The 18,038-nt window shown below is 71.6% G+C and carries 15 protein-coding genes and 1 other RNA gene; 12 read left to right on the plus strand and 4 right to left on the minus strand.

All coding sequences use genetic code 11. The features are described from left to right. Positions 1–428: 428 nt before the first annotated feature. The 4 genes from ACIRPP_RS19300 to ACIRPP_RS19315 all read left to right on the plus strand — a co-directional run bounded on the left by ACIRPP_RS19300 (position 429) and on the right by ACIRPP_RS19315 (position 6,195). A complete protein-coding gene (locus tag ACIRPP_RS19300) occupies positions 429–2,102 on the plus strand; it encodes a serine/threonine-protein kinase (protein ID WP_403644074.1) in 1,674 nt (557 codons plus the stop codon). A gap of 230 nt (positions 2,103–2,332) precedes the next feature. Further along, a complete protein-coding gene (locus ACIRPP_RS19305) occupies positions 2,333–3,574 on the plus strand; it encodes a serine/threonine-protein kinase (RefSeq protein ID WP_403644077.1) in 1,242 nt (413 codons plus the stop codon). A gap of 551 nt (positions 3,575–4,125) precedes the next feature. Next, positions 4,126–5,232 (plus strand): peptide chain release factor 2, encoded by a 1,107-nt coding sequence (prfB, locus tag ACIRPP_RS19310; RefSeq protein WP_403644080.1) that lies wholly within the window; start codon positions 4,126–4,128, stop codon positions 5,230–5,232. Positions 5,233–5,544: 312 nt separating this feature from the next. Beyond that, entirely contained in the window at positions 5,545–6,195 is a 651-nt protein-coding gene (locus ACIRPP_RS19315; protein ID WP_403644083.1) for a hypothetical protein, read from the plus strand. A 120-nt stretch (positions 6,196–6,315) separates the two neighbouring features. Here ACIRPP_RS19315 and ACIRPP_RS19320 read toward each other — a convergent pair whose 3' ends face one another. Further along, positions 6,316–6,507, minus strand: coding sequence for a hypothetical protein (locus ACIRPP_RS19320; protein ID WP_164333263.1), 192 nt, complete (start codon positions 6,505–6,507; stop codon positions 6,316–6,318). Positions 6,508–6,756: 249 nt separating this feature from the next. Here ACIRPP_RS19320 and ftsE point away from each other — a divergent pair, with 249 nt between their 5' ends. The 8 genes from ftsE to ACIRPP_RS19360 all read left to right on the plus strand — a co-directional run bounded on the left by ftsE (position 6,757) and on the right by ACIRPP_RS19360 (position 15,800). Further along, positions 6,757–7,446, plus strand: coding sequence for a cell division ATP-binding protein FtsE (ftsE, locus tag ACIRPP_RS19325; protein ID WP_164333262.1), 690 nt, complete (start codon positions 6,757–6,759; stop codon positions 7,444–7,446). Positions 7,447–7,489: 43 nt separating this feature from the next. Next, complete coding sequence (ftsX, locus tag ACIRPP_RS19330) at positions 7,490–8,407, plus strand: permease-like cell division protein FtsX (protein ID WP_403644088.1); 918 nt, start codon at positions 7,490–7,492, stop codon at positions 8,405–8,407. A gap of 68 nt (positions 8,408–8,475) precedes the next feature. Further along, positions 8,476–9,654 carry a S41 family peptidase gene (locus tag ACIRPP_RS19335; RefSeq protein ID WP_403644091.1) on the plus strand — a complete coding sequence of 393 codons (1,179 nt, stop codon included), beginning with the start codon at positions 8,476–8,478 and terminating at the stop codon, positions 9,652–9,654. Between the two features lie 45 nt (positions 9,655–9,699). After that, positions 9,700–10,179: an SsrA-binding protein SmpB gene (gene smpB, locus ACIRPP_RS19340; protein WP_164339294.1), complete on the plus strand. Its 480-nt coding sequence runs from the start codon at positions 9,700–9,702 to the stop codon at positions 10,177–10,179. A 158-nt stretch (positions 10,180–10,337) separates the two neighbouring features. After that, positions 10,338–10,741, plus strand: a transfer-messenger RNA (tmRNA) gene (ssrA, locus tag ACIRPP_RS19345). Between the two features lie 495 nt (positions 10,742–11,236). Next, a complete protein-coding gene (locus tag ACIRPP_RS19350; RefSeq protein WP_403644093.1) occupies positions 11,237–12,325 on the plus strand; it encodes a hypothetical protein in 1,089 nt (362 codons plus the stop codon). Continuing rightward, positions 12,325–14,517: a glycosyltransferase gene (locus tag ACIRPP_RS19355; RefSeq protein WP_403644096.1), complete on the plus strand. Its 2,193-nt coding sequence runs from the start codon at positions 12,325–12,327 to the stop codon at positions 14,515–14,517. The genes ACIRPP_RS19350 and ACIRPP_RS19355 overlap by 1 nt, the downstream gene beginning before the upstream one ends. 62 nt (positions 14,518–14,579) lie before the next feature. Continuing rightward, positions 14,580–15,800: an acyltransferase family protein gene (locus tag ACIRPP_RS19360; protein WP_403644625.1), complete on the plus strand. Its 1,221-nt coding sequence runs from the start codon at positions 14,580–14,582 to the stop codon at positions 15,798–15,800. Between the two features lie 74 nt (positions 15,801–15,874). Here the strand turns inward: ACIRPP_RS19360 and ACIRPP_RS19365 are convergent, their stop codons facing one another. From ACIRPP_RS19365 to ACIRPP_RS19375, 3 genes are all read right to left on the minus strand, one after another. Then, entirely contained in the window at positions 15,875–16,606 is a 732-nt protein-coding gene (locus tag ACIRPP_RS19365; protein WP_403644099.1) for a Crp/Fnr family transcriptional regulator, read from the minus strand. Positions 16,607–16,609: 3 nt separating this feature from the next. Continuing rightward, entirely contained in the window at positions 16,610–16,945 is a 336-nt protein-coding gene (locus ACIRPP_RS19370) for a hypothetical protein (protein WP_403644102.1), read from the minus strand. Between the two features lie 563 nt (positions 16,946–17,508). Then, on the minus strand, positions 17,509–17,985 hold the full coding sequence (locus ACIRPP_RS19375) for an integrase (RefSeq protein WP_403644105.1): 477 nt from the start codon (positions 17,983–17,985) through the stop codon (positions 17,509–17,511). Positions 17,986–18,038: the final 53 nt, after the last annotated feature.

Below are 18,038 nucleotides of genomic sequence, written 5' to 3' on the forward strand. Positions count from 1 at the left end.
GGGCGCTCGCGACACGGGAGGACGAAAGCCGTCCCGCGGTCCCCCACCGCGGGCTTCCCCCACCGCCACACGCGCACGTACGGCCAGTTCTGCAGGGCATCCTCGCACCTGCCGCCGACAACGCGCCCGCCCCCCGCCATCAAATGATCTTGATTGGTCGGCTCTGCCCCCAAAAATGCCTGACCAGTGACGTCCGGATGATCGTTGTGCGCCGACTTGAGATCGGTCACGTCCGGCCTCCGGCAACCAACGGACCACCTCACACGTCTTTCCTTCGAACACGGACGGGCGCCGGTACGTAAGACCCACGGAAAGACGACGTCGAAGTCGGCAAGCCGGTGTCCCGCGTGGCGGCACTACAGTGGGTCGGAACATTCCGTAGCACGGTGGACCACGGTGTACGCCAAGCAAGCAGCAGGGAGCATGACGTGCGGCCGGTAGGCAGCAAGTACCTGCTCGAGGAGCCGCTGGGACGCGGCGCCACGGGCACCGTCTGGCGAGCACGCCAGCGGGAGACCGCGGGCGCCGAGGCGGCCGTGCCCGGACAGCCCGGCGAGACCGTTGCGATCAAGGTCCTCAAGGAGGAGCTGGCCAACGACGCGGACGTGGTGATGCGCTTCCTGCGGGAGCGCAACGTGCTGCTGCGGCTGACCCACCCCAACATCGTCCGGGTCCGTGACCTGGTGGTGGAGGGCGATCTGCTGGCCCTGGTCATGGACCTGGTCGAGGGTCCCGACCTGCACCGCTACCTGCGCGAGAACGGCCCGTTCACCCCGGTCGCCGCCTCGCTGCTGACCGCCCAGATCGCCGACGCGCTCGGTGCCAGCCACGCCGACGGCGTGGTGCACCGGGACCTGAAGCCCGCCAACGTGCTGCTGCGCCAGACCGGCGGCGAGATGCACCCGATGCTCACCGACTTCGGGATCGCCCGGCTGGCCGACTCCCCCGGGCTGACCCGCACCCACGAGTTCGTCGGCACGCCCGCCTACATCGCGCCGGAGTCCGCCGAGGGCCGCCCGCAGACCTCCGCCGTCGACATCTACGGCGCCGGCATCCTGCTCTACGAGCTGGTCACCGGCCGCCCGCCGTTCTCCGGCGGCTCCGCCCTGGAGGTGCTGCACCAGCACCTGAGCGCCGAGCCCCGTCGCCCCTCCACCGTCCCCGACCCGCTGTGGACGGTCATCGAGCGCTGCCTGCGCAAGAGCCCGGAGCAGCGGCCCAGCGCCGAGAACCTGGCCCGCGGCCTGCGCGTGGTCGCCGACGGCATCGGCGTGCACGCCAACTCCGCGCAGATCGCCGCCGCGGAGAACGTCGGCGCCCTCCTCGTGCCCGACCCGCAGCCCGCACAGGTGCCCGGCACACCCGGCACCCCCGGCGCCTCCGACCCCACCCAGGTGCTGCCGCACACCGGGGGCGCCTACGACCCCAACGGCGCCACCAGCGTCCTGCCGCACACCGGCGCCCCGGGCGCGGCGGACCCCACGGCGGTCATGCCCCCGGTGCCCCAGGGCCCGCCCGGCGGGAACGGCCAGGGCGGCGGCCCCGAGGACCCCCACCCCTGGCAGAACCAGCTGCGCGCGGCCCGCGACCGCAACGAGCAGACCCAGGTCCAGTACCTGGACCCGGGCGAGGACCCGCTGCGCCGCCGCCCCCAGCGGCAGGTGGCCCGGCCCCAGCAGCCGCCCCAGCGCCGGCCGCAGCCCCAGCCCCAGCAGGGACCCGGCTACGGGCATCCGCAGCAGCACCAGCCGCAGCAGTACGCCCCGCCGCCGCCCCAGCGGCCCCAGCAGCCGCAGCCGCAGCGGTACGCCCCGGCCCCGGAGCCGCAGCGTCCGCCGCGCGAGCCCCGGCAGCGGCAGCGCAGCGCCAACCCGATGCGCATCCCCGGGCTGGGGTGCCTCAAGGGCTGCCTGTTCACGCTCGTCATCCTGTTCGTCGCGGGCTGGCTGATCTGGGAGCTGACCCCGCTGCAGGACTGGATCGGCACCGGCAAGGGCTACTGGGCCCAGCTGACCGACTGGTTCGGCACCGCCGCGGACTGGGTCCAGGACCTGGGCGGCGGCTCGGGCGAGGGGACGGGCGGCGGCACCGGCGCCCCCTGACCCGGCGACGGCCGGACGCGGCGGGCCCGCCACGCGATGGGCCCGCCGCCCGCCCGGCGGCAGGCCCGCCCCGCACCGGGCGGGGCCGCGGGGCCGTCCGCCGGTGCGCCGTCCCGGCACGCCGGGTTTGCTGATTTGTCGACATCCAGCGGGTGATTTCCGGCTCCGCGGTGAAGGTTGGCTCCCCGTACGCGTAGCTTTGGCGACAACACGCGTCGGTAGGAGCAGTCTTGGCACGGAAGATCGGCAGCCGGTACACCGCCCACCAGATCCTCGGGCGGGGCAGCGCCGGCACGGTGTGGCTGGGTGAGGGGCCCGAGGGGCCGGTGGCCATCAAGCTGTTGCGCGAGGACCTCTCCTCCGACCAGGAGCTCGTCGGGCGGTTCGTGCAGGAGCGGACGGCGCTGCTCGGCCTGGAGCACCCGCACGTGGTCTCGGTGCGCGACCTGGTCGTCGACGGCAACGACCTCGCGCTGGTCATGGACCTGGTCCGGGGCACGGACCTGCGCACCCGCCTCGACCGGGAGCGCAGGCTGGCCCCCGAGGCGGCCGTGGCGATCGTCGCCGACGTCGCCGACGGGCTGGCCGCCGCGCACGCCGCGGGCGTCGTGCACCGCGACGTCAAGCCGGAGAACGTCCTGCTGGACATGCAGGGCCCGCTCGGCCCCGGCGGCTCCCACCGCGCCCTGCTGACCGACTTCGGCGTGGCCAAGCTGATCGACACCCCCCGCCGGACCCGCGCCACGAAGATCATCGGAACGCCGGACTACCTGGCCCCGGAGATCGTCGAGGGCCTGCCGCCGCGCGCCTCCGTCGACATCTACGCCCTGGCCACGGTCCTGTACGAGCTGCTGGCGGGCTTCACGCCGTTCGGCGGCGGCCACCCGGGCGCGGTGCTGCGCCGCCACGTCACCGAGACGGTGGTGCCGCTGCCCGGCATCCCCGACGAGCTGTGGCAGCTGCTGGTGCAGTGCCTGGCGAAGGCCCCCGCGTCGCGGCTGCGCGCCTCCGAGCTGGGCGCCCGGCTGCGCGAGCTGCTCCCGCTGCTCGCGGGCATGCCCCCGCTCGACGTCGACGAGCCGGGCACCGAACCCGCTGAGGAGCCCGCGGAGGATCCCGCGTCCACGGCACCGGCCGCCGGTGCGCCGGTGCGGCGCCGCGGGGCGGTGCCGCTGGTGCCGGGCGCCAAGCCCGCCGACTCCAACCGCGATACCCACACCTCGATGCGCGTGCCCGCCCCCGATGAACTGGCCGGCGGGGCGCGCGGCACCGCCCGGGCCCCCCGGGCGGCGGGCGCCCCGCGCCCCGGCTCGGCCCGCAACCGCGCCGTCGCCCGGCGCCGCCGCCTCACCCTCGCCGCCGCGGCCGTCGTCCTGGCGGCGGCCCTCGGGGTCGGTGCCTGGCTGGCCACCGCGGACGACGACACCGGCACCCCCCAGGACACCCGGAACTCGGCCCCGACGACACCGTGACCCGCCCCACCCGCCGTGACCTGCCCCACCCGCGGTGACCTGCCCCACCCGCGGTGACCTGCCCCACCCGCCGGTCCGGAGTGGGCCCGCGGGCCCGCCCCGGACCGGCCCCTGCCCGCCGGGACTGCCCTGCCCGCCCGGGCCCCCGGCCCCGCCCGCCGGGTAGGCCGGAGCGGGTTCCGCCCGTCGGTCCCTGCTCCGCCCGCCGGGTCCGCCCGGACCTGCCTCCGCCCGTGCCCCCGGTCCTGCCCGCCTGGGCCCCCGGCCCCACCCCTCGGGCCGCGGAGCCGCCCCGGACCGGCCTCCGCCCGGTCCGCCCCGTCCCCGGGAGTGCCGCACCCGGCGTGGGCCGGGGCCCGTGCCCTGCCCTGCCCGCCCGGAGCCCCGGGCCCCGCCCCCGGCCCTGCCTGCCGGCCCTGCTCCGCCCGGGCCCCCGGCCCCGCCGCCCGTGCCGCGGACGCGCCCCGGACCGGCCTCCGCCCGGCCCGCCCGGTCCCCGGGAGTGCCGCACCCGGCGTGGGCCGGGCGGCGGAACCGTTACGCTGGAGGGCGTGGCAGTCGTCGATGTATCCGAAGAGCTCAAGTCCCTCTCCTCGACCATGGAGTCGATCGAGGCCGTCCTGGACCTCGACAGGATCAGGGCAGATATCGCCGTGCTCGAGGAGCAGGCGGCCGCGCCGTCCCTGTGGGACAACCCGGACGAGGCGCAGAAGATCACCAGCAAGCTCTCCCACCTCCAGGCGGAGGTCAGGAAGGCCGAGACGCTGCGCGGCCGGATCGACGATCTCGCCGTGCTGTTCGAGATGGCCGAGGAGGAGAACGACCCGGACACCCGCGCGGAGGCCGAGTCGGAGCTCGAGTCGGTCCGCAAGGCGCTGGACGAGATGGAGGTCCGCACCCTCCTGTCCGGCGAGTACGACGCCCGTGAGGCCCTGGTCAACATCCGCGCCGAGGCCGGCGGTGTCGATGCCGCCGACTTCGCCGAGAAGCTCCAGCGGATGTACCTGCGCTGGGCCGAGCAGCACGGCTACAAGACGGAGATCTACGAGACGTCGTACGCCGAAGAGGCCGGCATCAAGTCGACCACCTTCGCCGTGCAGGCGCCCTACGCCTACGGCACCCTCTCCGTCGAGCAGGGCACGCACCGCCTGGTGCGCATCTCTCCGTTCGACAACCAGGGCCGCCGCCAGACCTCCTTCGCCGGTGTCGAGGTGCTGCCGGTCGTCGAGCAGTCCGACCACGTCGACATCGACGAGTCCGATCTGCGCGTCGACGTCTACCGCTCGTCCGGCCCCGGCGGGCAGGGCGTGAACACCACCGACTCCGCGGTGCGCATCACGCACGTCCCCACCGGCATCGTCGTCTCCTGCCAGAACGAGCGGTCCCAGATCCAGAACCGGGCCACCGCCATGAACGTCCTCCAGGCCAAGCTGCTGGAGCGGCGCCGTCAGGAGGAGCAGGCCAAGATGGACGCCCTCAAGGGCGACGGCGGCAACTCCTGGGGCAACCAGATGCGTTCGTACGTGCTGCACCCCTACCAGATGGTCAAGGACCTGCGCACCGAGCACGAGGTCGGCAACCCCGAGTCCGTGTTCAACGGTGAGATCGACGGCTTCCTGGAGGCCGGGATTCGCTGGCGCAAGCAGCGGGAGAAGTAGCCCGCCGCGCGCCCAAGCGCTTTGTCGACATGACAACTGCCGCCCCCGGGGCGGCATTTGTCGTTCCAGGGCGCGGTCGGCACGCCTTTTACGTCACACTTGCGCCTCCCTTATTCGGCAAAGCGTGCGTACGGGGACATCGCGTACGCAACGGCCTTGACGTTCTTTTGGAAAATCGGAAGGGTGCGGGGTGGCATGCGCATCTCCGGGGCGCATGTGAACCGGGGGGCGCGTCACCACAGTTGCACCCCCGTCGATCACGGCCCCGGGCGTGGCCTCATTGACGATTCAGCTACTGGGGGTAGCACGCATATGACGAAGAAGACGCGGGTCCGCGTCGCACGCATCGCTGCCGGCGCCGTGGTCGCCGCGGGTGCGTCGCTGATGGTGGCGGGTGTCGCCCAGGCCGACCCGATCCTGCCGGACCCGAGCTGCGGCATCATCGGCACCGACCCGGCCTGCGAGGACGACGGCGGCGACAACCCCGGCAACCCGGGTGGCGGTGACGACAACCCGGGCAACCCCGGTGGCGGTGACGACAACCCCGGCAACCCGGGCGGCGGTGACGACAACCCCGGCAACCCCGGTGGCGGTGACGACAACCCCGGCAACCCGGGCGGCGGTGACGACAACCCCGGCAACCCCGGCGGCGGTGACGAGGACCCCGTCGAGGAGCCCACCGAGAAGCCGACCACCCCGGACGGCGACAAGGGCGACGACGACGCCGGTACCACCCCGGCCGGCGGCAACGGCCCCGCCGCCCAGGAGCAGGGCTCCTCGGCCCTGACCGACACGGGTGACGCGCCCGCCACCTCCGCCCAGGGCAGCGGTGACGAGCTGGCCGAGACCGGTGCCGCCGAGATGACCTTCCTGGTGATCGGCGCCGCCACGATGATCGCCGGCGGTGTCGGCTTCCGCGTGCTGCCGCGTCTCATGACCGGCCGCGGCGGTGCCGCCGCCTGACGGTGACGGCACCGGCACGCACCGTACGCGGGGCGTGACGTGACAACGGAGGGGCCCGGAGCACACAGCGCTCCGGGCCCCTCCGCGTACGTCTTCGGCCTCCTGCGGGAGCAGGCGAGGTCAGGCGGTCTGGTGGGCGAGCAGGGCCACCGCCGCGACCAGCACCGCGAGCAGCGCGATGAGCATCATGGGGTTCAGGCCCGCGAAGAAGTTCTCCTGCTGCAGCCGCTCACGGTTCGCGCGGCACACCGGGCACCGGCCCTCGTTCACGGGCGCAGCGCAGTTCGCGCACACCAGCCGGTCGTACGTCATGCGCTCGCCTCCTCGCACCGGTCCTCACTCATGGAACGTCCGCGGCGCCGTGAACGTTCCCCCCTCCACTGTGCCAGCTCCGCCGGAAATCGGCGCGGCCCGCCCCCATGGCCGCATTCCCGTGGTAGCGGGGCCGTACATGCCTCACATAGGGCGCAACTGTGGCGTAACCCCGGGCGGTGACTGCGGGCGGCCTTCCGCTTCGCGTAAGGTCACGCTCATCTACCCCCGGCGACCCGTGGTGCATCCGTGATCCGATTCGACAACGTCTCCAAGGTCTACCCCAAACAGAACCGTCCAGCCCTCCGCGACGTCTCCCTGGAGGTCGAGAAGGGCGAGTTCGTGTTCCTCGTGGGGTCCTCCGGCTCCGGAAAGTCCACCTTCCTGCGGCTGATCCTCCGCGAGGAGCGGGCCAGCCACGGCCAGGTGCACGTCCTGGGCAAGGATCTCGCCCGTGTCTCCAACTGGAAGGTTCCGCAGATCCGGCGCCAGCTGGGCACGGTGTTCCAGGACTTCCGCCTGCTGCCGAACAAGACGGTCGGCGAGAACGTGGCGTTCGCCCAGGAGGTCATCGGCAAGTCGCGCGGGGAGATCCGCAAGTCCGTGCCGCAGGTCCTCGACCTGGTCGGGCTCGGCGGCAAGGAGGACCGGATGCCGGGCGAGCTGTCCGGCGGTGAGCAGCAGCGGGTGGCCATCGCCCGGGCCTTCGTCAACCGGCCCAAGCTGCTCATCTGCGACGAGCCCACCGGCAACCTCGACCCCCAGACGTCCGTCGGCATCATGAAGCTGCTCGACCGCATCAACCGGACGGGCACCACCGTGGTGATGGCGACGCACGACCAGAACATCGTGGACCAGATGCGCAAGCGCGTGATCGAGCTGGAGAAGGGCCGCCTCGTCCGCGACCAGGCCCGCGGCGTCTACGGCTACCAGCACTGATCACCCTCGAACGCGTCCACTCATAAGGCCTGAAGGACCCGCCATGCGTGCCCAGTTCGTACTGTCGGAGATCGGCGTCGGTCTCCGCCGCAATCTGACGATGACCTTCGCGGTCGTCGTCTCCGTCGCCCTGTCGCTCGCCCTGTTCGGCGGCTCGCTCCTGATGAGCGACCAGGTCAACACGATGAAGGGCTACTGGTACGACAAGGTCAACGTCTCGATCTTCCTGTGCAACAAGAGCGACGCGGAGACCGACCCCAACTGCGCCAAGGGCGCGGTGACGGAGGACCAGAAGAAGCAGATCAAGACCGACCTGGAGAAGATGTCGGTCGTCGACACCGTCGCCCACGAGACGCAGGACGACGCCTACAAGCACTACAAGGAGCAGTTCGGCGACTCCCCGCTGGCCAGCTCGCTGACCCCGGACCAGATGCAGGAGTCGTACCGCATCAAGCTGACGGACCCGGAGAAGTACCAGGTCATCGCGACCGCCTTCGACGGCCGGGACGGCGTGCAGTCCGTGCAGGACCAGAAGGGCATCCTGGACAACCTCTTCGGGCTGCTGAACGGCATGAACTGGGCCGCCCGGTCGGTGATGGCGCTGATGCTCGTCGTCGCGCTGATGCTGATCGTCAACACGGTGCGCGTCTCGGCGTTCAGCCGGCGGCGTGAGACCGGCATCATGCGCCTGGTCGGCGCCTCCGGCTTCTACATCCAGGCGCCGTTCATCATGGAGGCCGCGGTCGCCGGACTCATCGGCGGCACGCTCGCGTGCGGATTCCTGGTGGTCGGCCGGTACTTCATCATCGACAACGGCCTCGCCCTGTCCGAGAAGCTGAACCTGATCAACTTCATCGGCTGGGACGCGGTCCTGACGAAGCTGCCGCTCATCCTCGCGACGAGTCTCCTGATGCCCGCGGTGGCCGCGTTCTTCGCGCTGCGCAAGTACCTGAAGGTGTGACTCTTGCCAAGAAGGGGCGCGCGGCCAACAGGCCGTGCGCCCCTTCGCCTTGTCCTAGACTCACCGGCATGTCAGGTCGTGACCTGTTCTGTCAGCCCCGCCGCCTCCGCCGCGGGGCCGCCCTGACCTTGGTGTTCGCGAGCGTGCTGGTCGCCGGTGCCGCCACCGGCAGCCTGCCCGGTGCCGGTCCGGTGGCCACGGCGGACGGCGCCCGGTCGGCGCTCCCCGCCGGGCACCACACCGAGGTGAGCGAGGCGGCCCGGGAGGCCATGGCCGACGGCACCTCCCCCGTGGAGGCCGCCCAACGGGCCGTCAGCCGCAGCGGGGACCGCTGGGCCGCCGTCTACTCCCAGAGCGAGTACGAGGAGTTCGAGGAGGCCCTGGACGGCCAGTACACCGGCGTCGGCCTGTGGGCGTGCGCCCGGGACGGCCGGATCGAGGTGACCCGGGTGGGCGACGGCAGCCCGGCCGACCGCGCCGGGATCCGGGTCGGTGACCGGCTGCGCAGTGTCGACGGCGCCGGCGTCGACGGGCGGCCCGTCACCGAGGTCGTCGCCCTCCTGCGCGGCGACAACACGGACGCCCCGGCCGGCACACGGGTCCGCCTCGGACTGGAACGCGACTCCCGTACCTGGACCGAGACCGTGCGCCGGGCCCGCCTGTCCCGGGAGTCCGTCGCCGTCCGCGAGCTGGCCGGACAGGTCACCGTCGTCACGGTCGGGGCTTTCACCAAGGGCTCCGGCGAGCAGGTCCGCAAGGCCGTGCGGCGGGCCCCGGCCGGTGCCGGCATCGTCCTGGACCTGCGCGGCAACTCCGGCGGGCTGGTCACCGAGGCCGTCACCGCCGCCTCTGCCTTCCTCGACGGCGGCCTCGTCGCCACCTACGACGTGGACGGCGAGCAGCGCGCCCTGCACGCCGACCCCGGGGGCGACACGGCGAGACCGCTGGTCGCGCTCGTCGACGGCGGGACGATGAGCGCGGCCGAGCTCCTCACCGGCGCCCTGCAGGACCGCGGACGGGCGGTCGTGGTGGGCTCCCGCACCTTCGGCAAGGGCTCCGTCCAGATGCCGAGCCGGCTGCCGGGCGGTTCGGTCGCCGAGCTGACCGTCGGCCACTACCGCACCCCCTCCGGCCGGGGCGTCGACGGCCGCGGCATCACTCCCGACGCCGAGACCGACGACGATGCCCTGGAGCGGGCCACGACGGTGCTGCGCGGCCTGGGCCGGCAGGACGCGCCCCGCCCGTAAACGGCTTCCCCCCGACCCCCCGCTCAGTGCGAAGATGGCTGCACTATGGCTAAGGAAAAAGGGCGCAAGCTGATCGCGCAGAACAAGAAGGCGCGGCACGACTACCACATCATCGACACCTACGAGGCCGGCCTGGTCCTCACGGGTACCGAGGTGAAGTCGCTGCGTCAGGGCAGGGCGTCGCTGGTGGACGGCTTCGTCCAGCTGACCGACCACGAGGCGTGGCTGCACAACGTCCACGTACCGGAGTACAGCCAGGGCACCTGGACCAACCACAGCGCGCGGCGCAAGCGGAAGCTGCTGCTGCACCGCGAGGAGATCGACAAGCTGGAGTCCAAGTCCCAGGAGACGGGCCACACCATCGTGCCGCTGGCCCTGTACTTCAAGGACGGCCGCGCGAAGATCGAGATCGCCCTGGCGAAGGGCAAGAAGGAGTACGACAAACGGCAGACCCTGCGGGAGAAGCAGGACCGGCGCGAGGCCGAGCGGGCGATCTCCGCGGTGCGCCGCAAGCAGCGCGCATAGGGGGTGTCCGGCACCATGCCCGCGGCGTCGGACAAGGCCCGGTGGCCTGCGCGGGAATAGGCTGGCACGGACCTGCGTTGGTCACGTACGATGGCACCAGCACCTCATAGCGGGTGCGTGTGGCCCCTCCTCCGGGCGGGGTCTTGAAAAAACAACATGGGGATGATCGGTTTCGACAGCGGCTGTCGAAGCAGGGGAAGCGTGTCGAGGAAGCGGCCATGATCTCGTAAACCACAGGCCGAAAAAAATAATCGCCAATTCCAAGCGATCCATCTCCCAGGGCGAGCTCGCCCTCGCTGCCTGATCTTCAGGTAGCGAGCAGCGGCTCCCCTACTTAAGGGAGTGTCAGCCCGGGGGTGTTCCCGACCCGGATCCTGGCATCAGCTAGGGAACTAAACCTTGATCCCGGTCACGGGGTGAAAAGGGAAATCTCACAGTGACTGGGCCCGTCGGAGACTTGTCGGCGTGATCTCCGGGGCCGAGAAAAGCACAGCCGACTGCACACGGAGAAGCCCTGGTTCCGCACCGTTGGACGCGGGTTCGATTCCCGCCATCTCCACTTGCCCCATGTGGGCGGAGGCCCCGTCGCGAAAGCGGCGGGGCCTCTGTCGTTCCCGTACCCGGGCGCGGCCCGGCGTGTCGCGGGGACGCGGCGGGCGTGGCGCGATCCGGCGGATCATGGCCGGATCCCAGCGACCGGAAGGGGATGAGGGCGTGAGGGGGCGGACCGGTGCCCGCTGCCCCCGGACACGCACGCCACCGGCCCGTCCGGCTATCCGCTTCCCTACCATGACTTCGCCCGGTATCGGGCGGCTCATGGGGAAATGTGGACCGAAAGGATCCGGCCAGCCCCTTTGTCGTGGTGCCGTCCCCGAGATGTCTCACGATCGATACGAATCGCCACCCGGTCCGCACGGGACCTCCGCGTGCGCTACATTCAACTCCCGAGCACAGTGTGATAAACGGGGCGCTCGGAGCGGGTTGGGGGCCCGGTCCGCCGACGAGTGCTCGGGTCGAACGCGCACCCGGATCTGTCCCTGGGGGGAAGTGCGTGCGCGTGAAAGACTGGCGAGAAGACGCCCAACCGGAGCGTCCCGAAGGCGCGTCGGCGGCCGAGAAGATGCTGAAGACCGGCCGCGACGCCACCTCCGGCATCCCCGGCCCCGGCGCCCCCGGCCCGGAGGTCCCCGAAGCCGAGCGGACCACGGCCCTGCGCGTGCCGTCCGTGCGCCCGCCCCGGCCGGCGTCCCCGACGACGTCGCTGCTGAAACCCGCGCCGGCCTCCCACACCCCCGACGAGGCGGCTCCCGCCCCGCCGGCCGGCACCGGCCGCCCGGTGCGCGACCCCTGGCAGGAGGACGACGCCGGGGAGACCGGGGACGGGGACCACACCCACGACCCGCACGAGGTCACCGTCCAGCTCGACGCCGTGCAGTTCGCGGACGGCGTGCTGCGCAGGACCCCCGGCGTGCAGCCCGCGGGCCCCGAGCCGTCGGAGGGCCCCGTCTTCGTCGACGAGTCCGGCCGCCGCGGCCGCCGCTACCGCCGCATCGGCCTGGCCGTCGGCCTCGCCTGCGCCGGGTACGCCGTCGTCATCGTCGCCACGCTGCTGTCGGGGAACTCCGACGCCCCCTGGCTCCCCGTCCCCGGCCAGGAGGCCGACGCGCCCGCGGGCCAGGTCGACACCTCGCCGCAGCCGGCCGAGTCCGACGACGCCGCCGGCTCCGGCGCCAGCCTCGGCCCGGGCGGCCTGCCCAGCGCGGGCGACCTCACCGTGCCGACGCCCGGCGCCAGCCTGCCCGCACCCGGCACGACCGCCCGCCAGGACGGCGGCGGCGCGAAGACCACCGCCCCCACCCAGGGGGCCACCCGCGGCACCACGAAGCCCGACTCCGGCGGTGACACCGACCCCACCCCGTCGGCCCCGCCCGCGACCACCGTCGCCCCGCCGCCCGCCACCACCCCGGCGGACGAGCCCCCGCCCGTGACGACCGAACCGGGGAGCGCCGGCGGCGGTGACGGGGCCGGCGCCGACAACGTCGCCGGCGGCTCCGCCGACCAGCCCGTCGTGGCCGCCGGCGGTCCCGCCGCCCCGCAGGACCCCTCCGCCCCTCCCGCCGCACCGTCCCCGGAGCACGTTCTCTGATGGCCATCCGCACCCGCCGCCCGGGACCCGCAGCCGCGGCCCGAGGCGGTTCCCGGCGACGCCGCCTGCCCCTGCGCCTGCTGCTGCCGCTGCTGTTCCTCGTCGCCCTGATGGCGATGCTGCTGCTGCGCGGCTTCGTGCACAGCGAGATCCTCGCCGACCACCGCATCCAGTCGCCGGCCGCCGCCGACCGCGTGCCCGACGAGATCCTCGACGGCGGTCCGGTGATAGACACCCGGGGCGCGCAGGCCAAGACCCTGCAGGTGCCCGACCGTCACATCGTGCTCACCTTCGACGACGGGCCCGACCCGGAGTGGACGCCCCAGGTGCTCGACGTGCTGCGGAAGCACGACGCGCACGCCGTCTTCTTCGTCACCGGCACCATGGCCTCCCGCTACCCGGACCTCGTCCAGCGCATGGTCGACGAGGGCCACGAGGTGGGCCTGCACACCTTCAACCACCCCGACCTCGCCCTCCAGTCGGACCGCCGCATCGACTTCGAGCTGTCCCAGACCCAGCTCTCCATCACGGGCGCGGCCGGCATCCGCACCTCCCTGTTCCGGCCGCCGTACTCCTCGCAGGCCGGGGCCATGGACAACAACTCCTGGCCCGTGACGCAGTACATAGGCGAACGGGGCTACATCACCGTCGTCAACACCCATGACAGCGAGGACTGGCGCAAGCCCGGCGTGGAGGAGATCATCCGCCGCTCCACGCCCGAGGGCGGCAAGGGCGGCATCGTCCTGATGCACGACTCCGGCGGCGACCGCCACCAGACCGTCCAGGCACTCGACCGGATGCTGCCCGACCTGCGCGAGAAGGGCTACACGTTCGACAACCTCACCGAGGCCCTGGAGGCGCCCAGCGCGCACACCTCGGTCACCGGCCCCGACCTGTGGAAGGGCAAGGCCTGGGTCTTCCTCGTCCAGGCCAGCGACTCGATCACCGGCGTGCTGGTCGTCGGCCTGGCGGTCATCGGCTTCCTGGTCATCGCCCGGTTCCTGCTGATGCTGGTGCTGTCCGCGCTGCACGCCCGCAAGGTGCGCCGCCGCGGCTTCGCCTGGGGGCCGCCGATCACCGAGCCGGTGTCGGTGCTCGTGCCCGCCTACAACGAGGCCAAGTGCATCGAGAACACGGTGCGTTCGCTGATGGCCAGCGACCATCCGATCGAGGTCGTCGTCATCGACGACGGCTCCAGCGACGGCACCGCCCGCATCGTGGAGAACCTCGGCCTGCCGAACGTGCGGGTGGTGCGGCAGCTCAACGCGGGCAAGCCCGCGGCGCTCAACCGAGGCGTCGCCAACGCCCGTCACGACATCATCGTGATGATGGACGGCGACACCGTCTTCGAACCCACCACCGTGCGTGAACTCGTGCAGCCCTTCGGCGACCCGCGCGTCGGCGCCGTCGCCGGCAACGCCAAGGTCGGCAACAAGGACAAGCTGATCGGCGCCTGGCAGCACATCGAGTACGTGATGGGCTTCAACCTCGACCGCCGGATGTACGACGTCCTGCGGTGCATGCCCACCATCCCCGGTGCCGTCGGCGCGTTCCGCCGCTCGGCGCTGGAGCGGGTCGGCGGCATGAGCGACGACACGCTCGCCGAGGACACCGACATCACCATGGCCATCCACCGCGACGGCTGGAAGGTGGTCTACGCCGAGAACGCCCGCGCCTGGACCGAGGCCCCGGAGTCGGTCCAGCAGCTGTGGTCCCAGCGCTACCGCTGGTCCTACGGCACCATGCAGGCCATCTGGAAGCACCGCCGCGCCGTCATCGACCGGGGCCCCTCGGGCCGCTTCGGCCGCGTCGGCCTGCCGCTGGTGTCGCTGTTCATGGTCCTGGCGCCGCTGCTGGCCCCGCTGATCGACGTGTTCCTCATCTACGGCCTGGTCTTCGGCCCCACCGGCAAGACCGTCCTGGCCTGGTTCGGCGTCCTCGCCATCCAGGCGGCCTGCGCGGCCTACGCGTTCGTCCTCGACAAGGAGAAGCTCACCCCGCTGCTCTCCCTGCCGCTCCAGCAGATCCTCTACCGGCAGCTGATGTACGTCGTCCTGCTGCAGTCCTGGATCACCGCGCTCACCGGCGGCCGGCTGCGCTGGCAGAAGCTGCGCCGCAAGGGCGGCGTCTCCGCCCCGCCGGGTGCCGAGATCCCGTCCCAGCAGGTCCGGGACGGCAGGCCGGTGGCGTGAGCGTCCCACCCCCCGCCGGGCAGGCGGCCACCGCCCCGGGCACGACGACAAGTCCGCACCGCATGACCACCACCGGCCCGCCGTCCCCCCGGGACGGCGCCACCGGCCCGGAGAAGCCGTCCGGGCCCCCGCCGGCCGAACCGGCCACCCGGCCCCCGGCCCGCGACCGGTACTTCGACCTGCTGCGCGCGGTCGCCCTGTTCCGGGTCGTCCTCTACCACCTGATGGGCTGGGCCTGGCTGCCCGTCGTCTTCCCGTCCATGGGCGTGATGTTCGCCCTGGCCGGCAACCTCATGGCCCGCTCCCTGAAGCGGCCCGCCGTCCAGGTCGTGCGCGGCCGGATGCGCCGGCTGCTGCCGCCGCTGTGGCTGCTCGGCGCGATCGGCGTGACCGGCATGCTGGCCCAGGGCTGGAGCCCGGACGACGACGGCCACCCCGGCTGGTGGTTCCTGCACCTCGGCTTCTGGATCCTGCCGCTGAGCGACCCTCCCCACGCCGAGGGCCTGCCCGGCATCCACGGCGTCGTCGGCGAGGACTGGGCCGCGGAACTCGCCGGGCCGCTCTGGTACATCCGCGCCTACCTGTGGTTCGTGCTGCTCTCCCCGTACCTGCTGAAGCTGCTGCGTGCGCTGCCCTGGCCGACGGTCTTCTCCCCGCTGGTGCTCTCGGCGGTGCTCCAGGCCGGCTGGGTCTCCCTGCCCGGTGAGCGCGTCGACTCCGCGCTCACCGACTTCAGCACCTTCGGCGCCTGCTGGATCCTGGGCATGGCCCACCAGCAGGGCGTCCTGAAGCGCCTGCCGCAGTACGTGGTGCCGTCGATCGCGCCGATCGTCGCCTGCGCGGGCCTGTGGTACGCCTTCCGCAACGACTTCGGGGCGGACCACGACCTGGACTCCATCCCCCTGGCCCAGGCGCTGTGGTCCTTCGGCACCGTCCTGCTGCTGCTCCACCTCAGCCCCTCCTGGACCGAGTGGCCGCGCCGGCTGCGTCGCTGGGACCGGCTGATCACGCTGCTCAACTCCCGCGCGGTGACGGTCTACCTGTGGCACAACGTGTGCATCCTGACCGCCGCCACCCTCTACGACCGGCTGTGGGGCTTCGAGACGCTGGAACTCAACGTGCCCTGGCTGCTGGAGAGTTCCTGGCCGGTGCTGCTGCTGGCGTGGATCCTGATCGCGGGCTGCGTGCTGGCCTTCGGCTGGATGGAGGACCTGGCGGCGAAACGCAGACCGCGCCTGTGGCCGGACGGTTCCACCGGACGGCGCCTTATCCGAACCAAGTGACCGGTATGGTGCCGTGATCGACTCGGGCCCCGGTGCGAGACAGCACCAGGGCCCACGATCACAGGGACAGGTGATCACACCCCACGAGCGACTTTGTTCAGTCGATCGCGGTCGAGGATTTCGTAGAACCGGTTCGTGCGCTTCCCCGTGGGCCGCGCCAGGATCTCGTCCGCGCGCAGGCTAGCCAAGACCTTCTCGACTGTTGCCCTGCCGAGGGCAAGCGCATCAGCGAGGTCCGCCTGGGACGGCCCCTCGATGAATCCACCCGGGATGAACTTCACAACCTGGCGTCCCTCCACGGACCGGGTCTGATATCCCCGCCCCGTGTTGTCGGAGAGATAGAGCAGGAGACGCGCGACGCGGGCCCCGGGGGACTGCCTGCTCGCACCGTAGACGCTGTCCAGCATGCTCATGCGGAAGGTGTCCATCTGCGCAAGTGCCTTGCACAGTTCGCTGTGCTCCATGGCCAGGTGGTAGATCTCCGACGAGTCGGCGGACAGACCGGTGGAGCCAGCCAGAGTCCACCCCGCCGAACCGAAGGAGGTCCGTGCGCTTGCCCATCGGCCGAACATCGTCCCGTCTCTCCAGAGGCGAGTGTGTCCGAAGGGCGCCTCTTCCCGGATACAGCCGGAGACGAGGAAGAAGACCTGACCACGCCGCCTAGGCCTGAAGGCGAGTTCATCCCGCTTCAGGATGTGCGGGGTCATGACCTTGACGAGCGCGTCAACGACTTCCTCGTTTTCGACCCTCGGGGCGAAGAAGTGGTCGGTGATGCGGCGCTTGGCGTTCACCAGCCTTACTGCCATCGCCTACTTCACCTCTGTGGTGGCCACCGCGAAGGAGGCCGGCGCAGGCACGGACAGCGGGATGTCGGTGGGCGACGAGCTGCTCGCCCCGGAACCCGTGGTCGCAGGCTCTCCCGGGATGGTAGTTGCCGCAGGCGGTGTGACGGAGGTGCCCGGCGACACGGTCGACTGCTGCTCGCTGAGCAGTGCGACAAGGGGCTTGAGCGCGCCGACCAATGTGGCCAGCGCGATGATCACGGCGACGATACGCGCCGGCGTGCTCGTCAGCCGCCAGATGGCGAAGCCGGCCACAGCGAGCACGCCGAAGCAGATGAGGAGGATCGTCAGGTTCGCGTCCATGCGCGACACCCCTTAGCTGAGAATGAGCCAATGGCTCACAGCGGCAGGGCTTCGGCTGGGGCCGAAGCCCCTTCCGCTAAGTGGAATTGGGCTGCCACCAGTAGATTCCGAGCCCTGGCGAGGGGCCCCTACCGGCTGATCTCGAATCCTAGAGCATGCGTGCGGCCTCATAGCAATTCGAGTGTCCGGGCAGGGATTTGAGCCCCCCCTGGGGTGACTGAGTTTCACATTCCGCATGTGCAACAGAACTCGCGCCGAGCAACGCCGCCATGATGATGCCTGACGCCGTGTAGGACGACCGCGATCCGATGGCTTGAGTACAGAAGCCCCGCCGGCGCGGCCGTGCGGGGCTTCTGGACGAAAGTGCCGGGACCCCGGGGGGCCACCCTCGGGGAAGCCCGGCAGACGCTGATGCCAGCCCAATTCCGTAAGCCGTGTCTCAGCGAGTTATAGAGAACCCTCCATTCGGCAGCCAGTATCCCTCCTGTGAGGGAATATGGGCGCCTACCGCTCTACATCCCCTCGCGGGAGGGGTTTTCGGGCCGGTTTTGCTGTGGCGGGCATCACATTCGTCGGCCCGCCGACGGTCCGAAGTTAGGCATTCCGAGGTGCGTGGGTCCGTGTCGCTGGAGAAGTTCACGCATCGTCTTGAGCTTTCCCTGTGCCGCGGCGAGGGTCGCTTCAAGACCGGCGACTTCGCCCCGACAACCTCGAGCTTGGGCTTCCTCGATGCGGGCCTGCAGGTTGGCAGTGATCTCTTCTAGCCGGTCACGCTGGTCGGGATCTGGGCGCAGGGCTGGGCAGCGAACGCATGCGTGTTCGTGGACGCAGGGGGTGCCGTAGTCGCGGGTGCAGACGCCGAGCGCGACCTTGCGGAGCTCGAAGTGGGTGATGAACTCGTTCCACTCGTCTGGGGTGAGGTCGCGGTACTCCTCGCTCGGCCGGAGCTTTCGGCGGCGGGCGATGTAGGAGCGGTGGTGGGCGATGACATCCTCGGGATAGATCGCTAATGGTGGAGTCGGGTATTGGAACTGTCCCAATACCCCTGTGCCCGATGGGCCTTGAGAGGCAGATGGGCCTGCTTCCGGACGTG

Source organism: Streptomyces sp. NPDC101219 (genome assembly GCF_044767675.1).
Classification (GTDB): Bacteria; Actinomycetota; Actinomycetes; order Streptomycetales; family Streptomycetaceae; genus Streptomyces.